This window comes from Marinobacter sp. PE14 (assembly GCF_053566155.1).
Map to the genome: position 1 here is coordinate 247,804 of NZ_JBQXNY010000001.1, position 25,865 is coordinate 273,668.

Sequence of the window (25,865 nt, forward strand, 5' to 3'; positions counted from 1 at the left end):
CAGGTTCCTGGCGGTTGTCAGTCGCGAACCGCGATCTCTATGCCTTCCGTTGCAACCTGGGCCAGGTGGCGGATCTGTTCTTCAGTGATCACGTAAGGCGGCATGAAGTAAACCACATTACCCAGGGGGCGAAGCAAGGCCTGGCGGGTCAATGCGTGCTGGTAAACACGAATGCCACGGCGTTCCTGCCAGGGGAAGGGCGTTTTCGAGGCTTTGTTTTTCACCATTTCCACGGCCAAAGTCATGCCATGCTGGCGGATGTCCCCGACATTGGGGTGGTCTGCCAGGTGCGCCACGGATTCAGCCATGCAAGCAGAAAGCGCGCGGTTGCTCTCAATCACATTGTCATCCCGGAAGATGTCCAGGGTTGCTAGCGCCACGGCGCAGCCAATGGGGTTGCCCGTGTAGCTGTGGCTGTGGAGGAAGGCCTTGAGGGTCTCGTAGTCGTCGTAGAAGGCGTTGTAGACATCATCGGTAGTCAGCACGACTGACAGCGGCAAGTAGCCGGCGGTGAGCCCCTTGGACAGGCACATGAAATCCGGAGTGATGCCCGACTGTTCACAAGCAAACAGGGTACCGGTTCGGCCAAAACCAACGGCGATCTCATCCGCAATCAGGTGCACGCCATAGCGGTCGCAGGCTTCCCGCAATTTGGTGTGATAAATCGGGTGGTGCATGCGCATGCCGCCGGCGCACTGGATCAGCGGTTCCACCACCACAGCGCAGATTTCTTCATGCTTTTCTGCCAGCAGCTTTTCCATGGCTTCAAACTGGCGCAGCGCGTAGGCTTCGTCGGTCTCACCCGGCTCCTTGTTGAAGGCGTCGGGTGAGGGGGCTGTCAGCACTTCCATCAGTAGCGGCTGATAGGTGTCCTTGTAGAGTGACACATCGCCGAGGGCGAGGGCGCCCAGGGTTTCACCGTGGTAGCTGTTGCTCAGGTTCACGAAGTTTTTCTTGCCCGGTTTGCCGTGGTTCTTCCAGTAGTGGAAGCTCATTTTCAGGGCAGCTTCGATGGCGGAGGAGCCGTTGTCGGCGTAAAAGACTTTGTTCAGGCCCGGCGGGGTGACTTCAATTAGGCGCTCAGACAGATTGACCACCGGCTCGTGGGTAAAACCGGCGAGGATAACGTGCTCGAGCTCGCCAATCTGCTTCTGGATAGCCGCGTTGATTCTCGGATTGGCGTGGCCGAACAGATTGACCCACCAGGAGCTGACGGCATCTATAAAGCGATTGCCTTCAAAATCTTCCAGCCAGACACCTTCGCCCCGTTTGATGGGCACCAGGGGCACGGCGCCTTCGTGGTCTTTCATCTGGGTGCAGGGGTGCCACACGGATTTCAGGCCGCGGGTGACGAGATCGGCATTACGCATGGTGAGTCTCCGGTAAGTCAGTCAGGTTCTCAAGTATCGGCTGTTAACCTGTGCGGATATTACAGTTAACAGCGGATGCCGGCCACCCGGATTTCAGGTCGATCTGGCCCGCTATTGCCTGACGTTTTTCACCTGCCTGATTCCATCACACTCTGGGACCGAACCATTTGGCCAGAAGAGTGCTTCAGTATAAACTGCCGGTTTACAGCCAAAAGGCCAGGATGGCCCAGCAAAAACGCAAAGGACGCGACATGAGTAAAGCGATTGTTCTGCTCGGAGACCTTGGTTCCGATCACGAAGGTTTCCCGCCCACGCCGGTGATTGCCGGTTCCCCCGATGTGCTGATTGATGGCAGGCCCGTTGCCCGGGTAGGCGACCCACTGGCACCCCATTCCAAACCCAAGCATCCACCCCACCCGCGCACCATCACTGCAGGTTCGTCGACAGTCCTGATCAATGGCAAGCCGGCGGCGGTGACAGGCGGTGCGATTTCATGTGGTGGTGTGACTATTGGGTCGGGGTCTGTTGTGGTTGGCGACAGTTAAAAAGCCCCCTTAAGCGGGGGCTATCGGGGCTGGTCTGGCTCAGTGAGCCAGGACCCGCGAAAGAAACGCCTGGGTGCGCTCGTTCTGCGGGTTGTCGAACACATCATGGGGTTTGCCCTGTTCCACAATCGCACCTTCGTGGATGTAGATCACGCGGTCGGCCACTTCACGGGCGAAGCCCATTTCGTGCGTCACGACCATCATGGTCATGCCTTCCTTGGCCAGCTCCCGCATAACATCCAGCACTTCACCGATCATTTCCGGGTCCAGCGCTGACGTAGGCTCGTCGAACAGCATCAGGCGCGGTTCCATGGCCAGGGCCCGGGCGATCGCAACCCGTTGTTGCTGGCCACCGGAAAGCTGGCTGGGATACTTGTCAGCCTGGTTGCCGATGCCCACACGGTTGAGCAACCGCTCGGCAGTGGCGTTGGCAACGGTTTCCGGAGCATCCTTCACCTTCTGTGGGGCCAGCATAATGTTCTTCTTCACCGTGAGGTGAGGGAACAGATTGAACTGCTGGAACACCATCCCGACTTCCTTGCGGATTTCAGCCAGGGATTTCGGGTTGCCGCTTTTCGGAGCGAGATGCTGACCATCCACCTCGAGTGTTCCGGACTCGTATTCCTCAAGGCCGTTGACACATCGGATCAGGGTGGACTTGCCGGAGCCACTGGCGCCGATGATAACCACCACTTCGCCTTGCTCGACCGTGAGATCAATATCTTTCAGGACATGCAGTTTGCCGAAGTACTTGTTCATGCCCTTCATTTTTACAATCTGAGTCATGGGTAACGTTCCTTCAGACAGAAGCCAGTCCGCGCCGCTCGACGAAGCGGAGAATGATGGACAGGGACAGGGTGATGGCGAGGTAGAGGATTGCGACCACGAAGTACACCTCAAACGCGGTAAAGGTGTTGGCAATATAGATCTGACCCTGGCGGACCAGCTCACCAACGCCAATCACCGAGAACAGGGACGTGTCCTTGATGCTGACAATGGCCTGGTTACCCAGGGGCGGAATCATGCGGCGGAACGCCTGCGGCCAGACCACAGACCAGAACGTCTGGGTGCGGGAAAGGCCAAGGGAAAGCCCGGCTTCGGTCTGGCCCTTATCGATGGACTGAACGCCACCGCGGACCACCTCGGATATGTAGGCGCCGGAGTTTAAAGCGATGGCCGCTATGCCGGCCGTCAAAGGATCAATGGGACCCCCGATCAGGTCGGGCAGGCCGTAGAAAATGAACAGGACCTGAACCAGAATCGGAGTGCCACGAAAGATTTCGATGTAGGCGGTTGCCGGCCACCGCAGGAACCACTTCTTGTTGATGCTCAGCAGGCCAAAGAAAATGCCCAGAGCAAAACCGATCAGAAGACCGCCGAAGGAAATCAGCAGGGTGTAGGGGATCCCTTTTATCAGAAAAGGGATGGAGTCGATGGCAGCCTGCCAGTCGAACTGAAACTGGAATTCCACAGTGAGAGTCTCCGCAGAGTTTTGGAGTCACGAAGTGCCGGGGCAGGGATGCCCCGGCACAGGGAATCAGACCTCTGGGGTCCGGGAGCCCTTACATGCCTTCAGGCATGGGGCCAAACCACTTCTCGTAGATGGTTTTGTAAGTGCCATCTTCCTTCATTGCGGCAAGGGCTTCGTTTACGTCATCAACCCACTCACTGCCACTCTTGAGGGCAATACCATACTGCTGGCCTTCGTACAGCGGGCCGACGGTGGTTACCTTGCCTTCACCCTTGGTGCGGGCAAAGTAGCCTACGTTCGGCGCATCGTAGAACACTGCATCAATGGCACGGGACATCAGCGCCATGTACATATCAGAGCTGCCCGGGTAGGGGGTTACACCGTCATCGGCGTCCAGATTCTTGACCAGGTAGTCGTAACTGGTGCTACCAATCTTGGTGCCGATTTTCTTGCCTTCGAGGTCGTCGAATTCGCTTACGTCGTCGTTACCCTCACGAACGAGGATGCGCAGACCGGAGTCGTAGTACGGGTCGGAGAAATCGACGATTTCTTCACGCTCTTCGGTAATAGTGATGCCGGCAATGGCGATGTCTACGTTACCGGTTTGCAGGGCCGGGATGATGCCGTTGAAATCCATGGTGTTGAGGTCAATCTCGAACCCGGCACGGTCGGCTACCTCGCGGATGATCTCCATATCGAAACCGATCATCTCACCGGTTTCCTGGTCCATCATTTCAAACGGAACGAAACTCGGGTCAGTGACGACGCGCAGGGTTTCTGCGCTCACGGTTCCTGCGGCAACGGTCAGTGCCAGGCTGGCGCTTACGGTCTTCAGCCACTTCGTGCTCATACATTCTCCTTTTCTTTCTTATGAGGCTCCATTTGCCCGGTAAGGCAAGCCGGACCAATCACTGCTGTTGACGGCGATCTCCGGGGAGCGTTGATGGAACTGCATCACATACACTTTAGACTATTACGCAGATGTATACAGGAAATCAAATGCTTGGCGGGGAGGTCCCGCCGGAGGGAGAATAGAAAAGGGGCAGATGAAAGTGTTCATCTGCCCCTTTTATTTCGTGGAGAGCGGATGGCGCGATGTCTTAAAACGCAATCTTCTCCCGCTCACTGATGCCCAGGTTTTTCCAGATGCTGATGCTGGGCTCCACCTGGTTCAGGGTATAGAAATGCAAACCCGGAGCGCCTGCGGCGAGGAGCTTTTCGCACATTTCGGTGACCACTTCCTCACCGAACTTGCGGATGGAATCGCTGTCGTCGCCGTAGGCTTCGAGCTGTTTGCGAATCCAGCGCGGAATTTCTGCACCGCACATGTCCGAGAAGCGAACCAGGTTGGAGAAATTGACGATGGGCATGATGCCCGGTACCACCGGAATGGTAACGCCCATTTTCTCCAGCCGGTCGATGAAGTAGAAGTAGCTGTCGGCATTGAAGAAGTACTGGGTAATGGCACTGTTGGCACCAGCCTGAACCTTGCGGGCAAAGTTCTTCAGATCTTCTTCGGCATTGCGAGCCTGAGGGTGAAACTCAGGATACGCCGCCACTTCCAGGTTGAAGGTGTCGCCGCTGTGCTCGCGGATAAACTCCACAAGCTCGTTGGCGTAGCGCAGCTCACCGGCGGCCCCCATACCGGAGGGCATGTCGCCCCGCAGGGCGACAATCCGGTTGATTCCGTGCTCTTTATACAGATCCAGCAGCTCGCCGATTTCCTGGCGGGTGCCCCCGACGCAGGAAAGATGCGGTGCCGTGGAAACCCCCTGGCTGTGCAGGTTGAGCACGGTCTCGATGGTACGGTCCCGGGTGGAACCGCCGGCGCCGAAGGTAACCGAGAAAAAGTCCGGGTTCACCTCGGCCAGCTGGTTGCGCACGTTCTGCAGCTTTTCCTTGCCCTGGTCGGTCTTGGGCGGGAAAAACTCAAAGCTGAAACGGCGCTTGAACTGTTTCTGGGATTGCATCTGTTTACCCGATCAGTACTTGTAGCTTTCTGGCTTGTACGGGCCTTCGACCGGTACACCGATGTATTTGGCCTGTTCCGGGGTCATCTTGGTGATCACGCCACCAAAACCTTCCACCATGGCCCGGGCCACTTCCTCGTCCAGGTGCTTGGGCAGAACCTGAACGTAAACACCTTTCTCACGGGCATCTTCCGGCAGGTCGGCGAACTTGCGCTCGAACAGATACATCTGGGCCAGAACCTGGTTGGCAAAAGAGCCATCCATGATCCGTGACGGGTGACCAGTGGCATTACCCAGATTCACCAGGCGGCCTTCGGACAAAAGAATCAGGTGGTCATTGGTGGCCTTGTCGCGGTAAACAACGTGAACCTGCGGCTTCACCTCGTCCCATTCCCAGTTCTTGCGCATGTAGGCGGTATCGATCTCGTTATCGAAGTGACCGATGTTGCATACGACTGCGCCAGACTTGATGGCTTTCAACATGTGCGCGTCGCACACGTTCATGTTGCCGGTGGTGGTCACGAGAAGATCGGTGTTCTGCAGCAGATCGCGGTTCACCGCAGACTCGGTACCGGTGTTCACACCGTCAAGGTACGGAGACACAACTTCGAAACCGTCCATGCAGGCCTGCATCGCACAGATAGGATCGGCCTCTGTCACTTTTACAATCATGCCTTCCTGGCGCAGCGAAGCAGCAGAGCCCTTGCCCACATCGCCGTAACCAATTACCAGGGCTTTTTTGCCAGCCATCAGGTGGTCAGTAGCGCGTTTGATGGCGTCGTTCAGGCTGTGGCGGCAACCGTATTTGTTGTCGTTCTTGGCCTTGGTGACCGCGTCGTTCACATTGATGGCCGGCACCTTCAGCGTGCCTTCGCGCAGCATTTCCTGAAGACGATGCACACCGGTGGTGGTCTCTTCGGTCACGCCGTGGCAGTTGGTCAGAATTCCCGGGTACTTCTCATGGAGCAGGGCGGTCAGGTCGCCGCCGTCGTCCAGAATCATGTTGGGTTCCCAGCCGTCTACGTCGGCTCCGACAGTGCGCTCCAGGCACCAGTCGTACTCTTCGTCGGTTTCGCCTTTCCAGGCAAACACGGGAATGCCCTGCGCGGCGATGGCGGCCGCGGCCTGGTCCTGGGTGGAGAAGATGTTGCACGAGGACCAGCGTACGTTCGCACCGAGTTCAATCAGCGTCTCAATCAGCACGGCGGTCTGGATGGTCATGTGGATACAGCCCATCACGTTGGCGCCTTTCAGCGGCTGCTCGGCTTTGTACTTCTCGCGGAGCTTCATCAGGGCCGGCATTTCGCCTTCAGCGATGTTGATTTCCTTGCGGCCCCAGCCGGCCAGGGAAATGTCGCGAACTTTGTAGTCGTCAAAGCTGTTCAGTTTTTCTGCGGGAGTGCTCATGGTGTTCTCCTGTCAGTCAGTTTGGCTTGGGCGTATGCCTGATGACATACGCCCGAAATCGGTTTAGATACCAGCAGCATCCTTCAGGGCTGCGGCGCGATCGGTCTTCTCCCATGGGAAGGCGGTGAAGGTCTTGCCGCCCACCGTCATTTCATAGGGGTCACGACCGAAGTGGCCGTAGGCGGCCGTTGCCCGATACATCGGATGCAGCAGGTCAAGCATGTTGGTAATCGCATACGGACGCAGATCGAAGTTCTGGCGCACCAGTTCGATGATCTTGTCGTCGCTGATCTTGCCGGTTCCGAAGGTGTTCAGGGAGATCGACGTCGGTTGGGCCACGCCGATGGCGTAGGACACCTGGATCTCGCACTTGTCGGCCAGGCCGGCGGCAACGATGTTCTTGGCTACGTAACGGCCGGCGTAAGCCGCGGAACGGTCCACCTTGGAGGGGTCCTTGCCGGAGAAAGCACCGCCACCGTGGCGTGCCATGCCGCCGTAGGTGTCAACGATGATCTTGCGGCCGGTCAGGCCACAGTCGCCAACCGGGCCACCGATGACGAACTTGCCAGTCGGGTTGATGTGGAACTGGGTGTCCTTGTGCAGCAGTTCGGCTGGCAGCGCGTGCTTGACGATCAGTTCCATCACGGCTTCTTTCAGGTCTTCCTGGGTCACGTCTTCATCGTGCTGGGTGGACAGAACCACGGCGTCGATGCCGGCAACCCGGCCGTTTTCGTAGCGGCAGGTAACCTGGCTCTTGGCGTCCGGGCGCAGCCACGGCAGCAGGCCGCTCTTGCGGGCCTCGGCCTGGCGCTGAACCAGACGATGAGAGAAGGTGATCGGTGCGGGCATGAGGACGTCGGTTTCGTTGCTGGCATAGCCGAACATCAAGCCCTGGTCGCCGGCGCCCTGGTCTTCCGGCTTCTTGCGGTCGACGCCCTGGGCGATATCGACGGACTGCTTGCCAATGATGTTGATGATGCCGCAGGTGTCGCCGTCGTAGCCCACTTTCGAGGAGGTGTAGCCGATGTCCTTGATGACACCGCGCACCAGGTCTTCCAGATCCACCCAGGCACTGGTCGTGATCTCACCACCAACGATGGCCACACCGGTTTTTACCATGGTTTCGCAGGCCACACGTGCATGGGGGTCGTCGGTCAGGATGGCGTCCAGCACGGCATCAGAGATCTGGTCTGCCAGTTTGTCCGGATGGCCTTCAGAGACCGATTCGGAAGTGAAGATGTTGTAGTCAGCCATAACGCATGCTCCTCTGTGAGCGATTCAAATTCAGGCCGGTAAGCGGTTTTCTTAAAGCGCTTTCCGGTATCCGGTTTGTTGATCTGTGTGAGGATACGTAAAACTACGTATCCGTATATCAAAATTTGTTGATATTGCGATCCAGGTCGTCAAATCTGACCGCCGTGTTTCCAGAATTCCCGAACCTGGATCTGGAACCCGTTCCGCAAGCCGATAAACAGCTGTTCTCCCGCAACCAGGCCGGCGTCCGCTGCCCAGGTGGTAAGCTCTTCCGGCTCAAAACCAAGCCAGAGATCACCGCAGTTTGCTCTTGCCCAGTCCTGGTCATGACTGCACAGGTCGCTGATTACGAAGCAGCCACCGTTGTTCATCAGGGCCGCGGCATCGAGGAAGATGTCGGCGGGGCTGGGCACGTGATGCAGAACCATATTCGCAACGACCAGGTCGAAGGCGTCGCCCCTGGCCAGGAGGGTATCGGTAACACCTTCTATCAGGTCGATGTTGTTCAATCGTTCATCGATGCAGGTTCGGGTGGCCTTGGCCAGCATGTCCCGGCTGTTATCCAGAGCAACTACATGCCCGCAAAGCTCGGCCAGCACCGGTAGGAAGGCGCCTTCGCCGGGGCCGATTTCCAGTGCGGCCTGCCATTGATGTTTGCGGGACCGTTTGCGGATCATTTCCCCGACCGGCTCTGCGTATAGATCAAAGGCGGCGATCAGTTCCTGCTGCTCGCGGAACTGCTCCGCATGCCGGGCGAAAAAAGCCTGGGACTGGTCTGCGCGCTGCGTGCGGATGGCCTCAATGCGCTCCTGCAGGTGTGGTGGCAGTGGCACCCGGTCTACCGCTTCAAATATCTGCCGGATGGTCTGGTCGGTTGGCTTGTCGCTGTCCAGATGCAGCGGGCGGCGGTAGAAAATCGCATTGCCTTCACGCTGGGGCTCAAGCAGGCCAGCCTTGTTCATTACCTTAAGGTGGTGACTCATGCCGGACTGGCGCATATCAAACAGCTGGCTCAGCTCCAGAACCCCGAAGGTATCCCTTCTCAACACACGCAGAATCTCCAGGCGCAACGGATCCCCGCCTGCTTTGAAGATCGGGGCCAGTGCGTCCACGGAGGACAGATTCTCGGCGTGTGTGTTCATGGATGTCATGGGACGGAAGTGTAGGGGGCTTCGGGTGGTCAATCAATAGGCATATCAAAAAATTTTGATATAGATTTATCATTCTTTGAAATCAGACCTTTCGGAAATCCACAGGCAAACAATCGTGAAACAGGCACATGCCGATTTGCCCCGGCACACACTAATCGGCGAAAATACGCGCCTCATTTTGATCGTCCTTTAATCACTACGAATTCTTTTCCTGCAAAACACTGGAGAAACGTCAATGCCGTCTCGTAAAGATCTCGCCAACGCCATTCGCGCGCTGAGCATGGATGCGGTTCAGAAAGCCAAGTCCGGCCACCCGGGTGCGCCCATGGGTATGGCGGATATCGCCGAGGTACTGTGGAACGATTACCTGAGCCACAACCCGGCCAACCCTCAGTGGGCCAACCGGGACCGCTTCGTGCTGTCCAACGGTCACGGCTCCATGCTGCAGTATTCCTTGCTGCACCTGAGCGGTTACGACGTTTCCATCGAGGACATCAAGAACTTCCGCCAGTTGCATTCCAAGACGCCGGGCCACCCCGAGTACGGCTACACCCCGGGTGTTGAAACCACTACCGGCCCCCTGGGCCAGGGCATTGCCAACGCCGTTGGTTTCGCCATTGCCGAGAAGTCCCTGGCAGCGCAGTTCAACCGTCCGGGCCACGAAATTGTTGATCACTACACCTACGCGTTTCTGGGCGACGGCTGCCTCATGGAAGGCATCTCCCACGAAGTGGCGTCTCTGGCCGGCACCCTGGGCTTGGGTAAGCTGGTTATGTTCTACGACGACAATGGCATTTCCATCGATGGTGAAGTGGACGGTTGGTTTACCGACAACACCCCGCAGCGCTTCGATTCCTACGGCTGGCAGGTGATTCCCGCAGTCGACGGCCATGATGCTGACGCCATTCGCGCCGCGATCGAAGCCGCCCGCGCCAACACCGAGCAGCCCACGCTGATCTGCTGCAAGACCATCATCGGCTTTGGTTCCCCGAACAAACAGGGCAAGGAAAGCTGTCACGGTGCCCCCCTGGGTGACGACGAAATCACCCTGACCCGCGAGCAGTTGGGATGGCAGTATGGCCCGTTCGAAATCCCGGCCGACATTGCCAGTGCCTGGAACGCCCGTGAAAAAGGTTCCGCAGCACAATCCGAGTGGGAGCAGAAGTTCGCCGCTTACGAGAAGGCCGAGCCGGAACTGGCGGCTGAATTCAAGCGCCGTATGGCTGGCGACCTGCCTGCGGATTTTGCTGAGAAAGCCCAGGCTTACATTCAGGAATGCCAGGACAAAGGCGAGACCGTTGCCTCCCGTAAGGCTTCCCAGAACACTCTGAACGCCTACGGCCCGTTGCTGCCGGAACTGATGGGCGGCTCTGCCGACCTGGCCGGCTCCAACCTGACCATCTGGTCCGACACCAAGGGTCTGACCAAAGAAGACGCCAGCGGTAACTACATCTACTACGGCGTTCGTGAGTTCGGTATGGCCGCGATCATGAACGGCATTGCCCTGCACGGCGGTTTCGTGCCCTACGGCGCGACCTTCCTAATCTTCATGGAATACTGCCGCAACGCGGTGCGTATGGCAGCGCTCATGAAGCAGCGTTCCATCTTCGTATTCACCCACGACTCCATCGGCCTGGGCGAAGACGGCCCGACACACCAGCCGATCGAGCAGATGGCCAGCCTGCGTACCACCCCCAACATGAGCATGTGGCGTCCGGCGGATACCGTTGAATCTGCTGTGGCCTGGAAAGCAGCCCTCGAGCGCACCGATGGCCCGACAGCCATGGTCTTCTCCCGCCAGGGGCTGCCGGCCCAGCCGCGCGATGCCCAGCAGCTCGCCGATGTTGCCAAGGGCGCCTATATCCTGTCAGGCAGCGAAGGCACGCCGGATCTGATCCTGATTGCCACCGGCTCCGAAGTCGGCCTGGCCCAGGACGCGGCCGCCAAGCTCCGTGAGCAGGGCAAGAAAGTGCGCGTGGTCTCCATGCCGTCCACCGATGTGTTCGATGCCCAGAGCGCCGAGTACAAGCAGCAGGTCCTGCCGCTGGAGGTGACCAACCGCATCGCCATCGAAGCCGGCATTGCCGATTACTGGTACAAGTACGTTGGCCTGGACGGTCGCATCATCGGCATGACCACCTTCGGTGAGTCCGCCCCGGCCGGCGAGCTGTTCAAGGAATTCGGCTTCACCGTCGACAACGTCCTGGAAGTGGCTGCTGAGCTGCTGGACGCCTGATGACGGACTCTGCGCCTTTTCGTGTCGCCATCAACGGGTACGGCCGAATCGGCCAGTGCGTGTTGCGTGCGCTTTATGAAAACGGCTTCCGCGACCATCTGCAGGTGGTCGCCATTAACGAGCTGTCGGATATCGACACCATTGCCCACCTGACCCGATACGATTCCACCCATGGCCGGTTCCAGGGTGATATCGCGGTATCGGGCCAGGATATGATGGTCAATGGTGATGCTATCCGGGTGTTGAGTCATGCCGATCCGGCAGAACTGCCCTGGCGCCTGCTGGATGTCGACCTGGTGCTGGAATGCTCCGGTGCCTTCTCTGATCGTGCTACGGCCCAGAAACACATTGATTCCGGCGCCACGCGCCTGTTGTTCTCGCAGCCGGCCGAGTCCGATGTGGACCGCACCGTCGTCTACGGGGTCAACCACGCCGATCTCACTCCGGAAGACGTGATCGTTGCTGCGGCTTCCTGCACCACCAACTGCCTGGTGCCTGTGATCAGGGTGCTGGACGACGCCTTTGGCGTGCAGCAGGGCAGTACCACCACGATTCACGCGGCCATGAATGACCAGCCGGTTATTGATGCCTACCACCACCAGGATTTGCGACGAACCCGCAGCGCCCTGCACAACATCGTTCCGGTGGAAACCGGCCTTGCGAAAGGTATTGAGCGGTTGTTGCCGAGCATGGAAGGCAAGTTCAGCTCGGTGGCCATGCGGGTACCGACCATGAACGTTTCTGCCATCGACATGGTGGTCAACGTGGGCAAGGCAACCGACGTGACAGCGGTGAATAACCTGTTAAAAGAGGCCGCCAACGGCCCATTGAAGAGCATACTCGGCTATACCGACGAACTGCTGGCCAGCTCCGACTTCAACCACGACGCCCATTCCGGCGTGGTGGATGGCGGCCAGACCCGGGTCACCGGGGGCACCATGGTCAAAGTGCTGTGCTGGTTCGATAATGAGTGGGGGTTCGCGAACCGGATGCTCGATGTCAGCCGTAGTTGGCTGACGAAACAAAAAACCTGATTGTCGGTTATCGCTGCGCTCGAACCGACCTACCGTAGGTCGGATTGAACCTAGTGAAAATCCGACAGCCAGACCAGATTTCAAGTGTGCAAGATCTGATCAAGGGAAGAACGTTATGGCCATCAAGAGAATGACCGACCTTAACCTCGCCGGTAAGCGAGTGCTGATCCGCGAAGACCTGAACGTGCCGGTCAAGGACGGCAAAGTCTCCAGCGACGCCCGAATCCGCGCGTCACTGCCCACCATCAAGGCCGCTAGAGACGCCGGCGCCAAAGTGATGCTGATGTCCCACCTGGGCCGCCCGGAAGAAGGCGTGTACGACGAAGCCTCCTCCATGAAGCCGGTCGCCGACCACCTGACCAAGGTGCTGGGCCAGGAAGTTCGCCTGATCAAGGATTACCTCGACGGCGTTGAAGTGGCCGATGGCGAAGTGGTTCTGTTCGAGAACGTACGTTTCAACAAAGGCGAAAAGAAAGACAACGAAGACCTCGCAAAGAAGTACGCGGCATTGTGCGACGTCTACGTAATGGACGCCTTCGGCACCGCCCATCGCGCCCAGGCTTCCACACACGGTGTTGCAAAATTCGCCCCCGAGGCCTGCGCCGGCCCCCTGCTGGCGGCCGAACTCGAAGCCCTCGGTAAAGCTCTGGATAACCCCGCCAAACCGGTGGTTGCCATCGTCGGCGGCTCCAAGGTCTCTACCAAACTGGACGTGCTCAATGCCCTGGAGAAGGTTTGCGACTCCATCATTGTAGGCGGCGGCATCGCCAACACCTTCCTGGCGGCGGCTGGTCACCCGGTCGGCAAATCCCTGTGCGAGCACGATCTGATTGACACCGCCAAAGAAATCGCCAGCCGCGTTGAAATCCCGCTGCCGGTCGACGTGGTTGTTGCCAGTGAATTCGCAGAAACCGCCACCGCAACCACCAAGAACATCGCCGACGTCAGTGACGACGACATGATCCTCGACGTAGGCCCGGAAACCGCCGGCAAGTTCGCCGACGTACTGAAGAACGCCAAAACCATCCTCTGGAACGGTCCGGTGGGCGTTTTCGAATTTGACCAGTTTGGCAACGGTACCAAAGCCCTGGCCGAAGCCATCGCCGAAAGCGACGCCTTTTCCCTCGCCGGCGGTGGTGATACCGTCGCCGCCGTTGACAAGTACGGCGTTGCTGACAAAATCTCGTACATCTCCACCGGTGGTGGCGCCTTCCTGGAATTCGTCGAAGGCAAAACCCTCCCGGCAGTAGCGGTATTGGAAGAACGCGGCGCGTAACGACTAACTGAAAGAATCCAACTATCCCCAAAGTCTAAATGAAGGAGACGACCCATGGCCCTGATTTCGATGCGGCAAATGCTGGATCACGCCGCCGAGCATGGTTACGGTGTACCAGCCTTTAACGTCAACAACCTGGAGCAGATGCGCGCCATCATGGAAGCCGCCGACAAAACCGACTCCCCGGTGATTGTCCAGGCCTCCGCCGGTGCCCGTAAATACGCTGGTGCCCCTTTCCTGCGCCATCTGATCCTGGCGGCCATCGAGGAATTCCCGCACATCCCGGTGGTCATGCACCAGGACCACGGCACCAGCCCCTCCGTGTGCCAGCGCTCCATCCAGCTGGGCTTCAGCTCCGTGATGATGGACGGCTCCCTCGGTGAAGACGGTAAAACCCCCACCGACTACGAATACAACGTCGACGTCACCCGCCGCACCGTTGAAATGGCCCACGCCTGTGGTGTCTCCGTAGAAGGCGAACTGGGTTGCCTGGGCTCCCTGGAAACCGGCCAGGCCGGTGAAGAAGACGGCATCGGTGCCGAAGGTACCCTGGACCACAGCCAGATGCTGACCGACCCGGAAGAAGCGGCCGACTTCGTCAAGAAAACCCACGTTGATGCCCTGGCAATCGCCATCGGCACCAGCCACGGCGCCTACAAGTTCACCCGTCCGCCCACCGGTGACATCCTGGCCATTGAGCAAATCAAAGCCATCCACAAGCGCATTCCAGACACCCACCTGGTTATGCACGGCTCCAGCTCCGTACCCCAGGAGTGGCTGAAGATCATCAACGAATACGGTGGCGAGATCCCGGAAACCTACGGTGTACCGGTAGAAGAAATCGTAGAGGGCATCAAGCACGGCGTGCGCAAGGTCAACATTGACACCGACCTGCGCCTGGCCAGCACCGGCGCCGTTCGTCGCTTCCTGGCTGAAAACCCGGCCGAGTTCGACCCGCGCAAATTCCTGAAGGAAACCATGAAGGCCATGACCGACGTGTGCATCGCACGCTACGAAGCCTTCGGTTGTGCCGGTAACGCCAGCAAGATCAAGCCGGTGAATCTGGAGCGCATGTTTGAGCGCTACGCTTCCGGTGAGCTGGATCCGAAAGTTAAGTAAGTTCTGTTATTCATTTGGGGCGGATCTCCGCCCCAAATGCCTGACCCACCTCAAGTACGAACGACCTTCCCCTTGTAATTTCCCCAATCTCATCAAATATAGTGGTTAGTAAGCGGGCATACGCCAAGCAGAATAACCAGTGGTGAGGATCCTGATGGACTTCAAAGACTATTACGCCGTACTCGGTGTGAGCGAGTCTGCCTCCGCCGAGGAGATAAAAAAAGCCTACCGAAAGCTGGCACGGAAATACCATCCGGATGTCAGTAAGGAAGAGGACGCCGACACCAAATTCAAGGAAGTGGGTGAAGCCTACGAAGTACTGAAAGATCCCGAGAAGCGCGCGGAGTACGATCAGCTGCGTAAATACGGCGCCAGGGCGGATGGCTCTTTCGAGCCACCTCCGGGTTGGCAAAGCGGTGCCGGTTTCGGTGGCGGAGGTTATACCGATGCCGACGCGCGCCAGTTCAGCGACTTCTTCGAGGAGATATTCGGAGGTGGCCGGCAGGGCGGTTTCTCTGGGGGCCACGGTGGTGGCGGTTTCCGCCAGAACATGAGAATGCGCGGTGAGGATGTGCATGCGAGGCTCGCCCTGTTCATGGAAGAAGCGTTTCACGGCTGTGAAAAGCAGGTTTCTTTCGGGGTACATGAGGCCGATGAGCATGGCCGGGTGATACCGCGGCAAAAGACCCTGAAAGTGAAGATTCCCGCAGGCATGCGCGAGGGCCAGCATATTCGCCTCAAAGGCCAGGGGGCGCCGGGCATTGGCGGCGGAGAACCAGGCGATCTGTTCATTGAAGTGGAGCTGGCACCCCACCCACATTTCGCGGTGGAGGGCCGGGATGTGCTGGTCACGGTGCCGATTGCTCCCTGGGAAGCGGCCCTGGGAGCAACGGTGACCGTGCCAACCGTTGGCTCAAAGGTGAATGTAAAAGTGCCGAAGGGCTCCACCAGTGGACGGAAGCTGCGCCTCAAGGGTAAGGGTTTCCCGGGCAAGCACCCGGGCGATCAGATTGTCATCCTGCAAATCGCCATGCCCGAGAAACACAGCCCTGAGGCCGAAAAGCTCTACGAGCAACTGGCCGAGGCTGAGAAGCAATTCAATCCACGCAGCAAGCTTCACGTGTGAGCGGGAGTAAGGTATGAGCAAGAAAGATCATGTGCTGACGGTAGAGGTACTTGACCAGAGTGGCAGCACCTTCACCCTGCGTGAAATCTGCGAACGTGGCGAGTGCCACGCAGAGTTCGTTATCAAGCTGGTCAATTTCGGCATCATCGCCCCGGTGGAAGATTTGCCCGAGACAGTTCATTGGCAGTTCGATATAGCGGCCCTCAGCCGCCTGCGTAAGGCCCAGAGACTGCAGAGGGATCTGAAAATGAATCTCCCGGGGCTGGCAATGTCGCTGGAATTGCTGGATGAAGTTGAAACCATGCGCAGGAAGGTCGCGCGTCTGGAACAGCGGCTGGCCCAGCTGTCTTCGGATCAGGGCACTGGCTGAGCACTGAAAATCCTTTCGAGGGTGCCTGCATCGCGCATGTGGGCGATCGCCTGGTCGAAACGTTCCAGCTCGAAGATCACGGGTGATGCCTTGGACAGCCCTATATAAAACGGCAGGGCTTCGAAAGGGCCATCTGCGTAAGTAAGCCGCTGTCGCAAATCGGGGAATTCAACCATCGAAACTTCGGCTGCAGGTTTGTTAACCAGGAATACGTCTATACGTCCCAGGTCGAGGCGCCGGAGGTTGCTCAATATGTTCGGGGCCTCTTCAACCATAAGATCAAATTCATCAACGGCTTGGTTGAACCTTTCACCGTAGTTGAACCCGGCTGTTACACCGATACGGAAACCCTTGAAGTCGGCAAAGCTTTCAAAGCTGTGATCGAAACGCCTGTCTGCCTGATGCCAGACCAGGTTTTTGTCTTCATGAACAGAATCGGTAAATGTCAGGTAGGCTGCCCGTTCATCGTTCCGGGTCAGCAGCATGACGCCGTCGTAGTCGCCGGTTTCTGCCCACAACAGACAGCGTTTCCACGGTAACAGCCTCAGCTGGAAGTCGACGTCCAGCCTTTCTCCGAGTTCCTTGAATAACTCGACGGCAATACCGCCTTCGGGCACAGAGTCAATCTCTCCAAGTGTGTAGGGGGCCCAGGGATCTTCGCAGAACCTGAGCTGCGCGCGCCCCTCGGCCGAAGCGGATTCTGCGAAAAATATCAGGGCTGAAAACGTTAACAGCAACCCTGTAAAGACACCCGGGAGACCTTTCATGGTTATGCCAATTTGTCAGTTGCGCTTCTGATGACAAATTGTAGAACCTGGTGGGCTTCTGTGCCGGTGTTATTTTTCCTGTGAAGAAAGCTGTTGTATCTCGGCATAGATTTTCTCTGCCTCCTCCATGAGGGTTCCATGGGTCCGCAGGTCGCCATTGCGCTGTGCGTCCAGTGCTTTGGCAAGTTTCGCCTCGTATTGTTTCTGCAGTTTTTTCTTCGGATCGCCTTTCAAAAATCCCAACATCGTAATGAACCTGTTTTGGCTGAACGTTCAAAGATTTACGTTTTTTGCTCCATAAAGTTCACAAAATTTTCATGATCAAAAACTGGACAGCTGAAAATAATGGGATTAAATTCCCAAATACAATTGTGGGAAAAAATTCCCAATTTATTATCGGGTGTTAAGACGTGGTCGCCCGGGGACGCAACAACAAGCCTGGAGAAGAACGATGAATCGCAAACCTTTAGCAATTGCAGTGAAACTGGCCATGACCGGGGCTCTTGCTGGCGCACTTGCCGCTTGCGGAGGCGGTGGCTCTGGAGATACCTCAACAAGTGATGCTTCATCGGGGACCAGTGTCGGGGCGGTATCCGGTTTCGGTAGTGTTTACGTCAACGGTACTCGCTTTGAAACCGATGGCAGGGTTAGCAGCGACGATGGCCTGGAACGCGAAGATCAGCTCGAAAAGGGCATGATCCTCAAAGTTGAGGGCGATTGGGATGACAGTGGTCAGGGGCGGGCGGACAAAGTCAGTTATGACGATACCCTGCGCGGACCAATTTCCGCTATGAGCTGGGACGATGTAACCCGCTCCGGAAGCCTTACGATGCTGGGCCAGACAATCTCATTGGACGGCAAAACCGTCTTCCGTGGCGCGACACCAACGGCTATCGCTGGCAATCCCCAGGGATACCGGGTCCGAGTCAGCGCCTGGCGCCTTGAGGATGGCAGCTTCCGGGCAAGCTTCGTTGGTGCCCGGGCCATTGGCCTGGAATTCGATGACAACAACGAAGTAGAAATTGAAGGCGTTGTTGCCGATCTGGACACGAGTGCCCAGACCTTCACCATCAACGGTTTCCTGGTTGATTACACCAGCGCTGTCGGCGATGACGGCTTCTCCCTGGACGATCTGGCAAACGGAATCGTGGTGGAAGTGGAAGGCTACCTGAACGGCAACACCATCATGGCGGAGGAGATCGATGATGAGGACGACCTCTTCGACGATGATGACGATGTCGAAATCTCCGGAAGCATCTACGACTACGACCAGGCCAGCCGTCAGTTCTCGGTAAATGGGGTCAGAGTCCAGATTAACGGTGGCACCGAATTCGACGATCTCCGCGAGAGCAGCCTGGCTGATGGCCTGTTTGTGAAAGTGGAAGGGGATTACCGCGATGGCGTCCTGGTCGCTGAAGAAATCGAAGGCCGGGATTCCGATGCCGAGCTGGATGGTCGCATCGAGTCTCTTGATCTGACCAATGAAACCATGGTCGTCAGTGGCGTTCGGGTCCATCTGACCGGTAATACCCTGATTGATGACGACGACGATGACGAAGATGACCGTCGCAGTCGCGTCCAGGATATCCAGAGCCTGCAGGTGGGAGACTATCTCGAAATTGAAGGTCGCCAGCAGAGCAGTGAGGGCGGATTCCTCGAGGCCATCAGCATTGAGCGCGAGGATGATGACGACGATGACGATTTCGAGCTCGAAGCACGGGTGAATGCGATCGGAGCCGATTCCATCACCATCATGAACCTTGAGGTGCTCCGCAATGGCTACAGCCTGTCCGGCGCCCAGGTTGGCGACGAAGTGGAAATCGAGTATCGCCAGACCAGTGGTGGTCAGTATGAGCTGACCGACAACGTCGAGGTCGACGACGATAGTGATGACGACAACGATAACGACGATGATGATTAATCATTGAAGCGCCGGTGCGGGCCGGACTGTTGTCGGCCCGCATCCTGGCTTTCGAAGTCGCTATGGGAATACAATCCCAAACATGAAAAAGTCCAACCCCCTGCATCAAGCGCTGTTTCGCATTCTGCGCCCTCTGGCGAGGTTGCTCTTGCGAAACGGCATTCCCTTCGGGGAGTTCTCCGAGCTGGTGAAACGTGCCTACGTGGAAGCCGCCCTGGAGGACTTTGCCGACGGCCGGCGAAAGCCCACCGATTCACGCGCTGCGGTCATGACCGGGCTGACCCGCAAGGAAGTAAAGCGCCAGCGGGAGATCCTGGCGGGGGAAGATACTGGGAGCCGCGATGTACTTCATACCAACCGGGCGTCCCGGGTGGTATCAGGTTGGGTCCACGATGCGGTCTTCCAGGCCAAAGACGGAGAGCCAGCCATGCTGTCTTTCGACGGCCCGGGGAGTTTCAGCGAACTGGTTAAGCGCTACAGCGGTGACATGCCGCCACGTGCTGTGCTGGATGAACTGCTTCGGGTGGGTGTGGTTTCGGTTGATGGCGAATCGGGACGCCTGCTATTGCAGCAAAGGGCTTATGTTCCGACCGGAGACAGCGAGGAAATGCTTCAGATTTTCGGTGAGGACGTGTCCGATCTCATCGCGACCATTGATCATAACCTGGTCAGTGACGAGTCCGGGCAGCCCCCGCTGTTCCAGAGAACCCTGACCTACAACAACATCCCTCCGGAAGTGATGGAGCGCTGGCGCAGGCACGCAGCCGCCCAGTCTCAGGCACTGCTGGAACAGCTGGACAAATGGCTTGGCCCCCATGACCGCGATATATCGGGTCATGATTCTGGCAGTGAGTCAGGGGATCCGGTCCGCACTGGCGTGAGCATCTTCTTCTTCGAAGAGCCTGCCGGAAAAGATCCGAAAGGAGATTGAGTGCTATGAGTCCCACGAGGCAGCAGAACATTATTTGTCGCTGGGAGCCAACGGAGCTTGCAAGCACCATACTTTCCTCATCGTCCCGGCAGGTGATCCGCTCCTGGATCAGCTCAAATGAATTTCTCGACGAGCATCATGACCCGGTCATGCTCCTGATGGACAATTACGCAACGTATTCTTTTCGCAGTCTGGTGCAAGCGACCAATCCTGATTTAGCCCCCACGGTGGTTCTGAATGAATTACTTCGTAAAGGTGTGGTCGAACCGCTGGACAGCGGTTACCTGATGCTGAGACGAAGTATCTATGCGCCCTCGCAGCCTCGGCTACCGAGCGAATCTCGTGTAGACCGGGTTCACGAGGCCGAGGACGAGATTCCCCGCAGGCGCTTTAACGATGCTATATAACAGACACCGGCCAGGAACGCCGGTTATGGAGAAATCAAATATGAAACGGCACATCCGCAATCGTGTTATCGGGCTGGCCGCCGGCACAGTGGCCTTCGGAGCGATTTCTGCCTGCGGCGGCGGAGGCGGTGGCGGAGGCCTGGATATTGCCGATGGCGGTATACGCGGCACTGGCTCCAGCGTCGGGCCGGTTTCCGGATTCGGGAGTGTGTTTGTTAATGGGGTGGAGTTCAGCACGGATGATATTCCGAATCGGGAAGTCGAGAGTAACGATGGCATCACTGCCGAGAACCTGCTGAGCGAGGGTATGATTCTCAGGGTTGAAGGCGAATGGCGTGATGATGGCACAGGGACGGCTGAGACACTCAGTTACGACGATACGTTGCGTGGTCCTGTCGACCAGGTGATTGCCGATCCAAGCGGTGCGGGTGAATTCGTAACCCTCACGGTTATGGGGCAGTCAGTGCGGGTAGATCGCCAGACGGTGGTACGCGGTACAACATACGCCACACTGCTCGGCGGACCCCCTATCACAGATCATGTCCGCATCAGTGCCTGGCGTCAGGCGGATGGTTCCTATCGGGCTGGCTACATCCGGACAATAGATCAGGATCTGACCGATATTGAATTGGAGGGCACCGTATTGGCAGTGGATACGGCGATCAATGAGCTCACTATTGGAGCGATCACCGTTCAATATGATGAAAACAGCATCAGCTTCGGGTCGGGACTGACGGAGGCGGACCTCATCATTGGCACTGTTTTGGAAGTGGAGGGAACCTTGGCCGGAAACGTGTTGACTGCAGCTACGATCGACCGGGATGACGCCCGACGCTTCAGTCGCAGCAGTGCCGACGACATCGAGCTCACCGCGACAATCGATTCGCCTTACACGTCTGCCGGCGCTGCTGGCACAAGACCGGGTGAGTTTACGATGGGGAGTCTGACAGTTCGGGTGACGGACGCGACTGAACTCGATGACAGCATCACTCTTTCCGACCTCGCCGAGGGGCTCCTGATTCAGGTGGAAGGGAAGTTCCTCTCGGATACGGTGGTTGAAGCGGAGGAAATTGAGCTTCGGGACGGCAATGCGAAGGTCAAGGGAGTGATTTCGTCAGCGGCAGACAACACGTTCATCATAGGTGGCGTTGAAGTTCGGGTTTCTCCGACCACAACCTTCACCGTTGAAGACGGCTCCGGTATCTCATTTCAGACTCTGCCCATTGGTAGTACCACAGTGGAGGTCGAGGGGATCGAAAGCGGGCAGGGCGCAGACATCTTCATCGAAGCTTTGAAGGTAGAGGTAGACGACGAAATCGCTGATTTAGATGAGCGAGACCAGTATGAAGTTGAAGGCAGGCTTTCAAGTATTACGTTCGATTCTATAACGGTCCTGGGTGTCACCATAGATGCCGCCCCGGGGAGCTATGATGATATTTCTCAGAATGAGATGATTGAGCGGTTCGAAGACGATGAAGTGCTGATTCTAGAAGTTGAATATTCAGGGAGCACGAATAACTTCATCGCCGAAGAAATCGAACTCGAAGAAAACGATGACGATTGACTACAAAACCCGTACATAAAAGCGCGCTATTCAGGCCCGGGTTTTGCTATACATACGGACAAGCCAAGCAGGGACGCTGTTGCCGACTGTGCAGGATGCATGAAGCAAACATGCTAGCGGAGTCCGTATGTCACTCAGTTTTATCCGGCGGCTGATCTCTAGCCGCCTTCTCCGACCGGTTTTTGTTGTTCTGGTCGTTGCCGGTCTGGTTCAGGTCCTGGTCAGCCAGTGGCTCATTTCCAGCCAGGTGGAGCGCCTTGTCGACACCGCAGGGTCCGCCCTTGAGGCCAGTAGCCAGCAGGTCAGTGCCTCCTTCGGGGACACCCGTGAGGATGTCCGATCCCGCCTGGAGACCATGCGGCAGAAGACTACCGAGGAACTCTCCGCCGAGCTCACCCGTCAGCAGACCGCACAACAGGAACGCGTTGCCGGCAACGTTCGCACCGCTGTCATGGCGGAAGCCCAGGGTCTGGCCGATGTCCTCGCCGCTGTTGCAGCCCCGCTGATCTGGGATCGGGATATACCCCGCCTGACCGACCTCGTGGAACTGGCCGACGCCCGTGAATCGGTTCTGTTCGCCGTCTACTACGACCAGTACGGCGATCGACTGACCCGGTATGTGGATCGCACCGACGACCGGGTACGCACCTTAATGGAGCAGGGGGAAGGTCGTGGTGCGGCAAATCGGGTCCTGGATGCGGCAAGTCGTGACCCCAACGTTGTCATCATCACCGCTGATATTGCGCCCCAGGGCTCCGCCATTGGCCAGCTGAAACTCGGGTTGTCGCTCGAAGGCATTAACCGGGATCTGGCCGCCCTGGAAGAAGAATTCAGTGCCACCATCACCGGCAGCATTGACGCACTTCGCGACACCCTGGAAGCGGAAACCGAACAGGTGAATCAGCGCCTTCAGCAGCAGTTGGCGAGTATGGACTCCGACACTCGCTCCAGAATCCAGAATACTGTGGAGGCGTTGAATACCGAAGCTTCCAGCCTGTCCGCCAATCTGAGCATGCTGGCAATTGGTTCCGTGGTGGTTCTGATCCTGTTGGTGGCCCTGGTGCTGGGCGGAGGCTTGCTGCCCAGAGTGTTCCGCTTGAGCTCGGCGATATGGGATATCGCCGATGGAGAGGCCAATCTCACCCGCCGGGTGTCCATGAAAGGCAAGGATGAGCTTACGGAGATGGCCCAGGGCGTGAACCGGTTCATTGCCCGTATCCAGGAGCTGGTCTCCGACGTGAAAGAGTCCGCCGAATCGGCCGCCGGCCAGGCCCAGGCTCAGGGTGACATCAGCCGCAGTGCGGTGGCCGCCGTGAACCGTCAGGAACAGGACGTGGCCGAGGTGTCCGGCACTATGGACGCCATGTCCCGAAGTATTTCCGAGGTGGCTGAAAACATTCAGGATATCGCAGGCTCGGTTAGCAACGTCAGTTCCGAGAGTGAGGCCACCGCAGGCATTTCCCGGGAAGTGCGGAACCGGTTGGATCAGGTGGTCCGCAATGTTGAACAGGCGGTGGAAGCGGTCAATCAGCTGGACCATCAGAGCAAGGAAATCGGATCGGTGCTATCGGTGATTGGTGCTATCGCAGAGCAGACCAACCTGCTGGCGCTCAACGCTGCCATCGAGGCTGCCCGCGCCGGGGAATCCGGTCGGGGCTTCGCCGTGGTGGCCGATGAAGTCCGGACTCTGGCGAGCCGGACCCAGGAATCCACCACCGAAATCCAGTCCATCATCGAACGCCTGCAGCAGGGCAGCCGGCAGGCTGTCAGCGCCATTGGCGAGGTGTCGGGACAGGTTGCGGAGTCGTCGTCGGAGTTCCGTCGGGCTGACGAGCATTTCGACCGGATCAACCAGTTGCTCAGCAGCCTTCAGGACCGGGCCATGGCCATTTCATCCGTGGCGGAAGAGCAGGGCCGGCATGCCAGTGAAGTCAGTGTGAGCGTGAGCGATATTGCAGGCTCCTCCCGCGAGACGGTGGAAGCCATTGAGCGCTCCGACGAGGCCAGCGGCCAGATTGCCCGGACACTGACCTCGCTGAAGGATAAAGCCTCACAGTTCCAGGTCTAGTGCCCCGGGGATAGCAGGCGTTCCCGGGCGCTTCTGTACTCGTCGGTCAGACGGCTCACGAGATCCGCGACGGTCAGCACGTCATGGATCTGACTGACCCCCTGGCCGGCAGACCACACGGTTTTCCAGGCTTTGGCTTCATCATCAATGGGCTTCAGTTTTTCCCCGTAATTGATTTCGCCGGCCTGGTTCAGCTTGTCCATGGGGAAGCCGGCTGCCTCCAGGCTTTGGCGCATAAAGCTGGCGGGCACACCGGACACCGCAGGTGTATGAATGATATCGCCTGACACCGCCTCAATAATCATGTTCCGGTAGGCCTCATCGGCCTGGGACTCAACGGTATTGATAAACCGGGTGCCCAGATAGGCCAGGTCCGCACCCAGGGCCTGGGCCGCCAGAAGGTCTTCGCCATGGGACAGACCACCAGCCAGCAAAATCGTGCCATCAAAGACTTCCCGGATTTCATGCACCAGAACAATCGGATTGATCGTGCCCGCATGGCCGCCTGCTCCCGCCGCCACAGCGATGATGCCGTCAACACCAGCCTCCGCAGCTTTGCGGGCGTGCTTCTGGTTGGTCACGTCATGGAACACCACGCCGCCGTAGCTGTGCACCGCCTCCACCACCTGGCTGGCGGCGCCCAGGGAGGTGATGATGATGGGCACCTTGTGTTTTACACATAGCTCAAGGTCGGCCTGCCAGCGAGGATTGGTCCGGTGCACAATCAGGTTCACGGCATAGGGCGCCGTTGTTGCTTCCGGATTTGTGCTTCGGAAAGCGGCCAGCTCTTCGTTCATCTGGACCAGCCACTCCTCAAAACCTTCGCTGGTACGCTGGTTCAGGGCCGGGAAGCTGCCAACGATGCCCTGCTTGCAGCAGGCAAGCGCCAGTTCCGGGCCAGAGATCAGAAACATGGGCGCGGCCACCAGAGGCAGTGAGAGAGAGTCTTTCAGGGACGCAGGCAATGCCATGAGGATTCCTTAATTTTTGTTGGAACTTTTGTAGGATATAAAGGATCTTAGCGTGCCACGCCCGATCTGAAAACGGTCGCGAGCTAATTAATTCCGGAAACCAGAAACACAATAAGGAGTTCATTCATGGGTGAAGCAAAACGTCGCAAGGAAACCGGCGCACCGCCTCCCAGAAAAGCAAAATCCAACAAGCCGCTCTATGCAGGCATCGCTTTGCTGGTTCTGGCAGCTGTACTTCTGGGCGTTTTTTTCCTGACCGCCGCACCTGAGCCTACCTCGGATGAGTTGCCTGTGGCAGCGCCCAATGCCGATGAGTTCCCAGCCCAGCTGGATCAGTACGGCGTGTCTGTCGGCCCCGAAGACGCCCCGGTGGTGGTTCGTGAATTTGCCGATTACCAGTGCCCCGCCTGTGGCAACTTTTCCTCCGCCAGCAAGCAGCTGAAACAGGAATACGTAGAATCGGGCAAGGTTCGGTTCGTCTACTTCGATCTGCCATTGCAGCAGCATCAGAATGCCATGCCAGCCGCTCAGGCCGCCCGCTGTGCCGGGGATCAGGACGGCTACTGGGCCATGCATGAACGCCTTTACGATTCCCAGACCGAGTGGAGCGGCTCGAACGATCCGGTCGCCACCTTTACCCGCTACGCCGGTGATCTGGGCCTGGAAGAGCGCCGCTTCCGCCGGTGCATGACTACCGAGTTGCACCGTGAAGCTGTCGAGCAGAGCCGCCAGGTGGCCATGCAACTTCGGGTAACCAGCACACCGACGGTTCTGGTGGATAACATCCGCCTGACTCGTCCCGGCTGGGGGCAGCTCTCTGCCGTGGTTGAACGTGAACTGGCCAACGGCGCGGAGTGACCTGTTGAACCCCGGGTAACCCCGCACTTGATCGTGAGCCTGAGTTGGT

The 25,865-nt window shown here is 57.9% G+C and carries 24 protein-coding genes; 13 read left to right on the top strand and 11 right to left on the bottom strand.

Features of this window, described 5'->3' with window-relative positions; all coding sequences use genetic code 11:
- Positions 1-17: 17 nt before the first annotated feature.
- A complete protein-coding gene (locus ACWJ62_RS01135) occupies positions 18-1,370 on the bottom strand; it encodes an adenosylmethionine--8-amino-7-oxononanoate transaminase (RefSeq protein WP_449284540.1) in 1,353 nt (450 codons plus the stop codon).
- Between the two features lie 251 nt (positions 1,371-1,621).
- Here ACWJ62_RS01135 and ACWJ62_RS01140 point away from each other — a divergent pair, with 251 nt between their 5' ends.
- Entirely contained in the window at positions 1,622-1,915 is a 294-nt protein-coding gene (locus tag ACWJ62_RS01140; RefSeq protein ID WP_449284541.1) for a type VI secretion system PAAR protein, read from the top strand.
- Between the two features lie 39 nt (positions 1,916-1,954).
- On the opposite strand, the gene ACWJ62_RS01145 is transcribed toward ACWJ62_RS01140, so the two are convergent.
- The 7 genes from ACWJ62_RS01145 to ACWJ62_RS01175 form a co-directional block, all read right to left on the bottom strand.
- Complete coding sequence (locus tag ACWJ62_RS01145; RefSeq protein WP_148609100.1) at positions 1,955-2,701, bottom strand: amino acid ABC transporter ATP-binding protein; 747 nt, start codon at positions 2,699-2,701, stop codon at positions 1,955-1,957.
- 13 nt (positions 2,702-2,714) lie between these two features.
- Complete coding sequence (locus ACWJ62_RS01150; RefSeq protein WP_014578168.1) at positions 2,715-3,386, bottom strand: amino acid ABC transporter permease; 672 nt, start codon at positions 3,384-3,386, stop codon at positions 2,715-2,717.
- 91 nt (positions 3,387-3,477) lie between these two features.
- Entirely contained in the window at positions 3,478-4,236 is a 759-nt protein-coding gene (locus tag ACWJ62_RS01155; RefSeq protein ID WP_008175305.1) for a transporter substrate-binding domain-containing protein, read from the bottom strand.
- Between the two features lie 250 nt (positions 4,237-4,486).
- Positions 4,487-5,356, bottom strand: a complete 870-nt coding sequence (gene metF, locus ACWJ62_RS01160) for a methylenetetrahydrofolate reductase [NAD(P)H] (protein WP_449284542.1) — start codon at positions 5,354-5,356, stop codon at positions 4,487-4,489.
- A gap of 12 nt (positions 5,357-5,368) precedes the next feature.
- Positions 5,369-6,763: an adenosylhomocysteinase gene (ahcY, locus tag ACWJ62_RS01165; protein ID WP_449284543.1), complete on the bottom strand. Its 1,395-nt coding sequence runs from the start codon at positions 6,761-6,763 to the stop codon at positions 5,369-5,371.
- Between the two features lie 63 nt (positions 6,764-6,826).
- Positions 6,827-8,017, bottom strand: a complete 1,191-nt coding sequence (metK, locus tag ACWJ62_RS01170; RefSeq protein ID WP_349517682.1) for a methionine adenosyltransferase — start codon at positions 8,015-8,017, stop codon at positions 6,827-6,829.
- 149 nt (positions 8,018-8,166) lie between these two features.
- On the bottom strand, positions 8,167-9,168 hold the full coding sequence (locus ACWJ62_RS01175) for an ArsR/SmtB family transcription factor (RefSeq protein ID WP_449284544.1): 1,002 nt from the start codon (positions 9,166-9,168) through the stop codon (positions 8,167-8,169).
- A 235-nt stretch (positions 9,169-9,403) separates the two neighbouring features.
- Between ACWJ62_RS01175 and tkt the strand changes: the two genes are divergently transcribed.
- The 6 genes from tkt to ACWJ62_RS01205 all read left to right on the top strand — a co-directional run bounded on the left by tkt (position 9,404) and on the right by ACWJ62_RS01205 (position 16,329).
- Positions 9,404-11,404: a transketolase gene (tkt, locus tag ACWJ62_RS01180; protein ID WP_449284545.1), complete on the top strand. Its 2,001-nt coding sequence runs from the start codon at positions 9,404-9,406 to the stop codon at positions 11,402-11,404.
- Entirely contained in the window at positions 11,404-12,438 is a 1,035-nt protein-coding gene (gene gap, locus ACWJ62_RS01185; protein ID WP_449284546.1) for a type I glyceraldehyde-3-phosphate dehydrogenase, read from the top strand. Before tkt ends, gap begins: the two co-directional genes overlap by 1 nt.
- Positions 12,439-12,553: 115 nt before the next feature.
- Positions 12,554-13,714, top strand: coding sequence for a phosphoglycerate kinase (locus ACWJ62_RS01190; protein ID WP_449284547.1), 1,161 nt, complete (start codon positions 12,554-12,556; stop codon positions 13,712-13,714).
- A gap of 54 nt (positions 13,715-13,768) precedes the next feature.
- On the top strand, positions 13,769-14,833 hold the full coding sequence (gene fba, locus ACWJ62_RS01195) for a class II fructose-bisphosphate aldolase (RefSeq protein ID WP_449284548.1): 1,065 nt from the start codon (positions 13,769-13,771) through the stop codon (positions 14,831-14,833).
- Between the two features lie 154 nt (positions 14,834-14,987).
- Complete coding sequence (locus tag ACWJ62_RS01200) at positions 14,988-15,959, top strand: DnaJ C-terminal domain-containing protein (protein WP_088556415.1); 972 nt, start codon at positions 14,988-14,990, stop codon at positions 15,957-15,959.
- Between the two features lie 13 nt (positions 15,960-15,972).
- Positions 15,973-16,329, top strand: coding sequence for a chaperone modulator CbpM (locus tag ACWJ62_RS01205; RefSeq protein ID WP_449284549.1), 357 nt, complete (start codon positions 15,973-15,975; stop codon positions 16,327-16,329).
- Here ACWJ62_RS01205 and ACWJ62_RS01210 read toward each other — a convergent pair.
- Together ACWJ62_RS01210 and ACWJ62_RS01215 are read right to left on the bottom strand one after the other, a co-directional pair.
- On the bottom strand, positions 16,314-17,096 hold the full coding sequence (locus ACWJ62_RS01210) for a substrate-binding periplasmic protein (RefSeq protein WP_449284550.1): 783 nt from the start codon (positions 17,094-17,096) through the stop codon (positions 16,314-16,316). The genes ACWJ62_RS01205 and ACWJ62_RS01210 overlap by 16 nt on opposite strands.
- Before the next feature lie 69 nt (positions 17,097-17,165).
- On the bottom strand, positions 17,166-17,342 hold the full coding sequence (locus ACWJ62_RS01215; protein ID WP_108017796.1) for a DUF6435 family protein: 177 nt from the start codon (positions 17,340-17,342) through the stop codon (positions 17,166-17,168).
- A 205-nt stretch (positions 17,343-17,547) separates the two neighbouring features.
- Between ACWJ62_RS01215 and ACWJ62_RS01220 the strand changes: the two genes are divergently transcribed.
- The 5 genes from ACWJ62_RS01220 to ACWJ62_RS01240 all read left to right on the top strand — a co-directional run bounded on the left by ACWJ62_RS01220 (position 17,548) and on the right by ACWJ62_RS01240 (position 23,987).
- A complete protein-coding gene (locus ACWJ62_RS01220; RefSeq protein ID WP_449284551.1) occupies positions 17,548-19,017 on the top strand; it encodes a DUF5666 domain-containing protein in 1,470 nt (489 codons plus the stop codon).
- Between the two features lie 82 nt (positions 19,018-19,099).
- A complete protein-coding gene (locus ACWJ62_RS01225; RefSeq protein ID WP_449284552.1) occupies positions 19,100-19,948 on the top strand; it encodes a DUF6502 family protein in 849 nt (282 codons plus the stop codon).
- Between the two features lie 5 nt (positions 19,949-19,953).
- Entirely contained in the window at positions 19,954-20,355 is a 402-nt protein-coding gene (locus tag ACWJ62_RS01230) for a hypothetical protein (protein WP_449284553.1), read from the top strand.
- 40 nt (positions 20,356-20,395) lie between these two features.
- Positions 20,396-21,919, top strand: a complete 1,524-nt coding sequence (locus ACWJ62_RS01235) for a DUF5666 domain-containing protein (RefSeq protein WP_449284554.1) — start codon at positions 20,396-20,398, stop codon at positions 21,917-21,919.
- 127 nt (positions 21,920-22,046) lie between these two features.
- The gene (locus ACWJ62_RS01240) at positions 22,047-23,987 is read left to right on the top strand and encodes a methyl-accepting chemotaxis protein (RefSeq protein WP_449284555.1); all 1,941 of its coding nucleotides are present in this window, start codon (positions 22,047-22,049) and stop codon (positions 23,985-23,987) included.
- On the opposite strand, the gene ACWJ62_RS01245 is transcribed toward ACWJ62_RS01240, so the two are convergent.
- Positions 23,984-24,958: an NAD(P)H-dependent flavin oxidoreductase gene (locus ACWJ62_RS01245; protein WP_449284556.1), complete on the bottom strand. Its 975-nt coding sequence runs from the start codon at positions 24,956-24,958 to the stop codon at positions 23,984-23,986. The genes ACWJ62_RS01240 and ACWJ62_RS01245 overlap by 4 nt on opposite strands.
- Positions 24,959-25,084: 126 nt before the next feature.
- Between ACWJ62_RS01245 and ACWJ62_RS01250 the strand changes: the two genes are divergently transcribed.
- Entirely contained in the window at positions 25,085-25,816 is a 732-nt protein-coding gene (locus ACWJ62_RS01250) for a DsbA family protein (protein ID WP_449284557.1), read from the top strand.
- Positions 25,817-25,865 lie beyond the last annotated feature (49 nt).

Excerpts from the sequence above, each read along its gene's own strand:
- ACWJ62_RS01135 (WP_449284540.1), bottom strand. The coding sequence starts at position 1,370 with ATGCGTAATGCCGATCTCGTCACCCGCGGCCTGAAATCCGTGTGGCAC.
- ACWJ62_RS01140 (WP_449284541.1), top strand. The coding sequence starts at position 1,622 with ATGAGTAAAGCGATTGTTCTGCTCGGAGACCTTGGTTCCGATCACGAA.
- ACWJ62_RS01145 (WP_148609100.1), bottom strand. The coding sequence starts at position 2,701 with ATGACTCAGATTGTAAAAATGAAGGGCATGAACAAGTACTTCGGCAAA.
- ACWJ62_RS01155 (WP_008175305.1), bottom strand. The coding sequence starts at position 4,236 with ATGAGCACGAAGTGGCTGAAGACCGTAAGCGCCAGCCTGGCACTGACC.
- metF (WP_449284542.1), bottom strand. The coding sequence starts at position 5,356 with ATGCAATCCCAGAAACAGTTCAAGCGCCGTTTCAGCTTTGAGTTTTTC.
- ahcY (WP_449284543.1), bottom strand. The coding sequence starts at position 6,763 with ATGAGCACTCCCGCAGAAAAACTGAACAGCTTTGACGACTACAAAGTT.
- metK (WP_349517682.1), bottom strand. The coding sequence starts at position 8,017 with ATGGCTGACTACAACATCTTCACTTCCGAATCGGTCTCTGAAGGCCAT.
- ACWJ62_RS01175 (WP_449284544.1), bottom strand. The coding sequence starts at position 9,168 with ATGACATCCATGAACACACACGCCGAGAATCTGTCCTCCGTGGACGCA.
- tkt (WP_449284545.1), top strand. The coding sequence starts at position 9,404 with ATGCCGTCTCGTAAAGATCTCGCCAACGCCATTCGCGCGCTGAGCATG.
- gap (WP_449284546.1), top strand. The coding sequence starts at position 11,404 with ATGACGGACTCTGCGCCTTTTCGTGTCGCCATCAACGGGTACGGCCGA.
- ACWJ62_RS01190 (WP_449284547.1), top strand. The coding sequence starts at position 12,554 with ATGGCCATCAAGAGAATGACCGACCTTAACCTCGCCGGTAAGCGAGTG.
- fba (WP_449284548.1), top strand. The coding sequence starts at position 13,769 with ATGGCCCTGATTTCGATGCGGCAAATGCTGGATCACGCCGCCGAGCAT.
- ACWJ62_RS01200 (WP_088556415.1), top strand. The coding sequence starts at position 14,988 with ATGGACTTCAAAGACTATTACGCCGTACTCGGTGTGAGCGAGTCTGCC.
- ACWJ62_RS01205 (WP_449284549.1), top strand. The coding sequence starts at position 15,973 with ATGAGCAAGAAAGATCATGTGCTGACGGTAGAGGTACTTGACCAGAGT.
- ACWJ62_RS01210 (WP_449284550.1), bottom strand. The coding sequence starts at position 17,096 with ATGAAAGGTCTCCCGGGTGTCTTTACAGGGTTGCTGTTAACGTTTTCA.
- ACWJ62_RS01215 (WP_108017796.1), bottom strand. The coding sequence starts at position 17,342 with ATGTTGGGATTTTTGAAAGGCGATCCGAAGAAAAAACTGCAGAAACAA.
- ACWJ62_RS01220 (WP_449284551.1), top strand. The coding sequence starts at position 17,548 with ATGAATCGCAAACCTTTAGCAATTGCAGTGAAACTGGCCATGACCGGG.
- ACWJ62_RS01225 (WP_449284552.1), top strand. The coding sequence starts at position 19,100 with ATGAAAAAGTCCAACCCCCTGCATCAAGCGCTGTTTCGCATTCTGCGC.
- ACWJ62_RS01230 (WP_449284553.1), top strand. The coding sequence starts at position 19,954 with ATGAGTCCCACGAGGCAGCAGAACATTATTTGTCGCTGGGAGCCAACG.
- ACWJ62_RS01235 (WP_449284554.1), top strand. The coding sequence starts at position 20,396 with ATGAAACGGCACATCCGCAATCGTGTTATCGGGCTGGCCGCCGGCACA.
- ACWJ62_RS01240 (WP_449284555.1), top strand. The coding sequence starts at position 22,047 with ATGTCACTCAGTTTTATCCGGCGGCTGATCTCTAGCCGCCTTCTCCGA.
- ACWJ62_RS01245 (WP_449284556.1), bottom strand. The coding sequence starts at position 24,958 with ATGGCATTGCCTGCGTCCCTGAAAGACTCTCTCTCACTGCCTCTGGTG.
- ACWJ62_RS01250 (WP_449284557.1), top strand. The coding sequence starts at position 25,085 with ATGGGTGAAGCAAAACGTCGCAAGGAAACCGGCGCACCGCCTCCCAGA.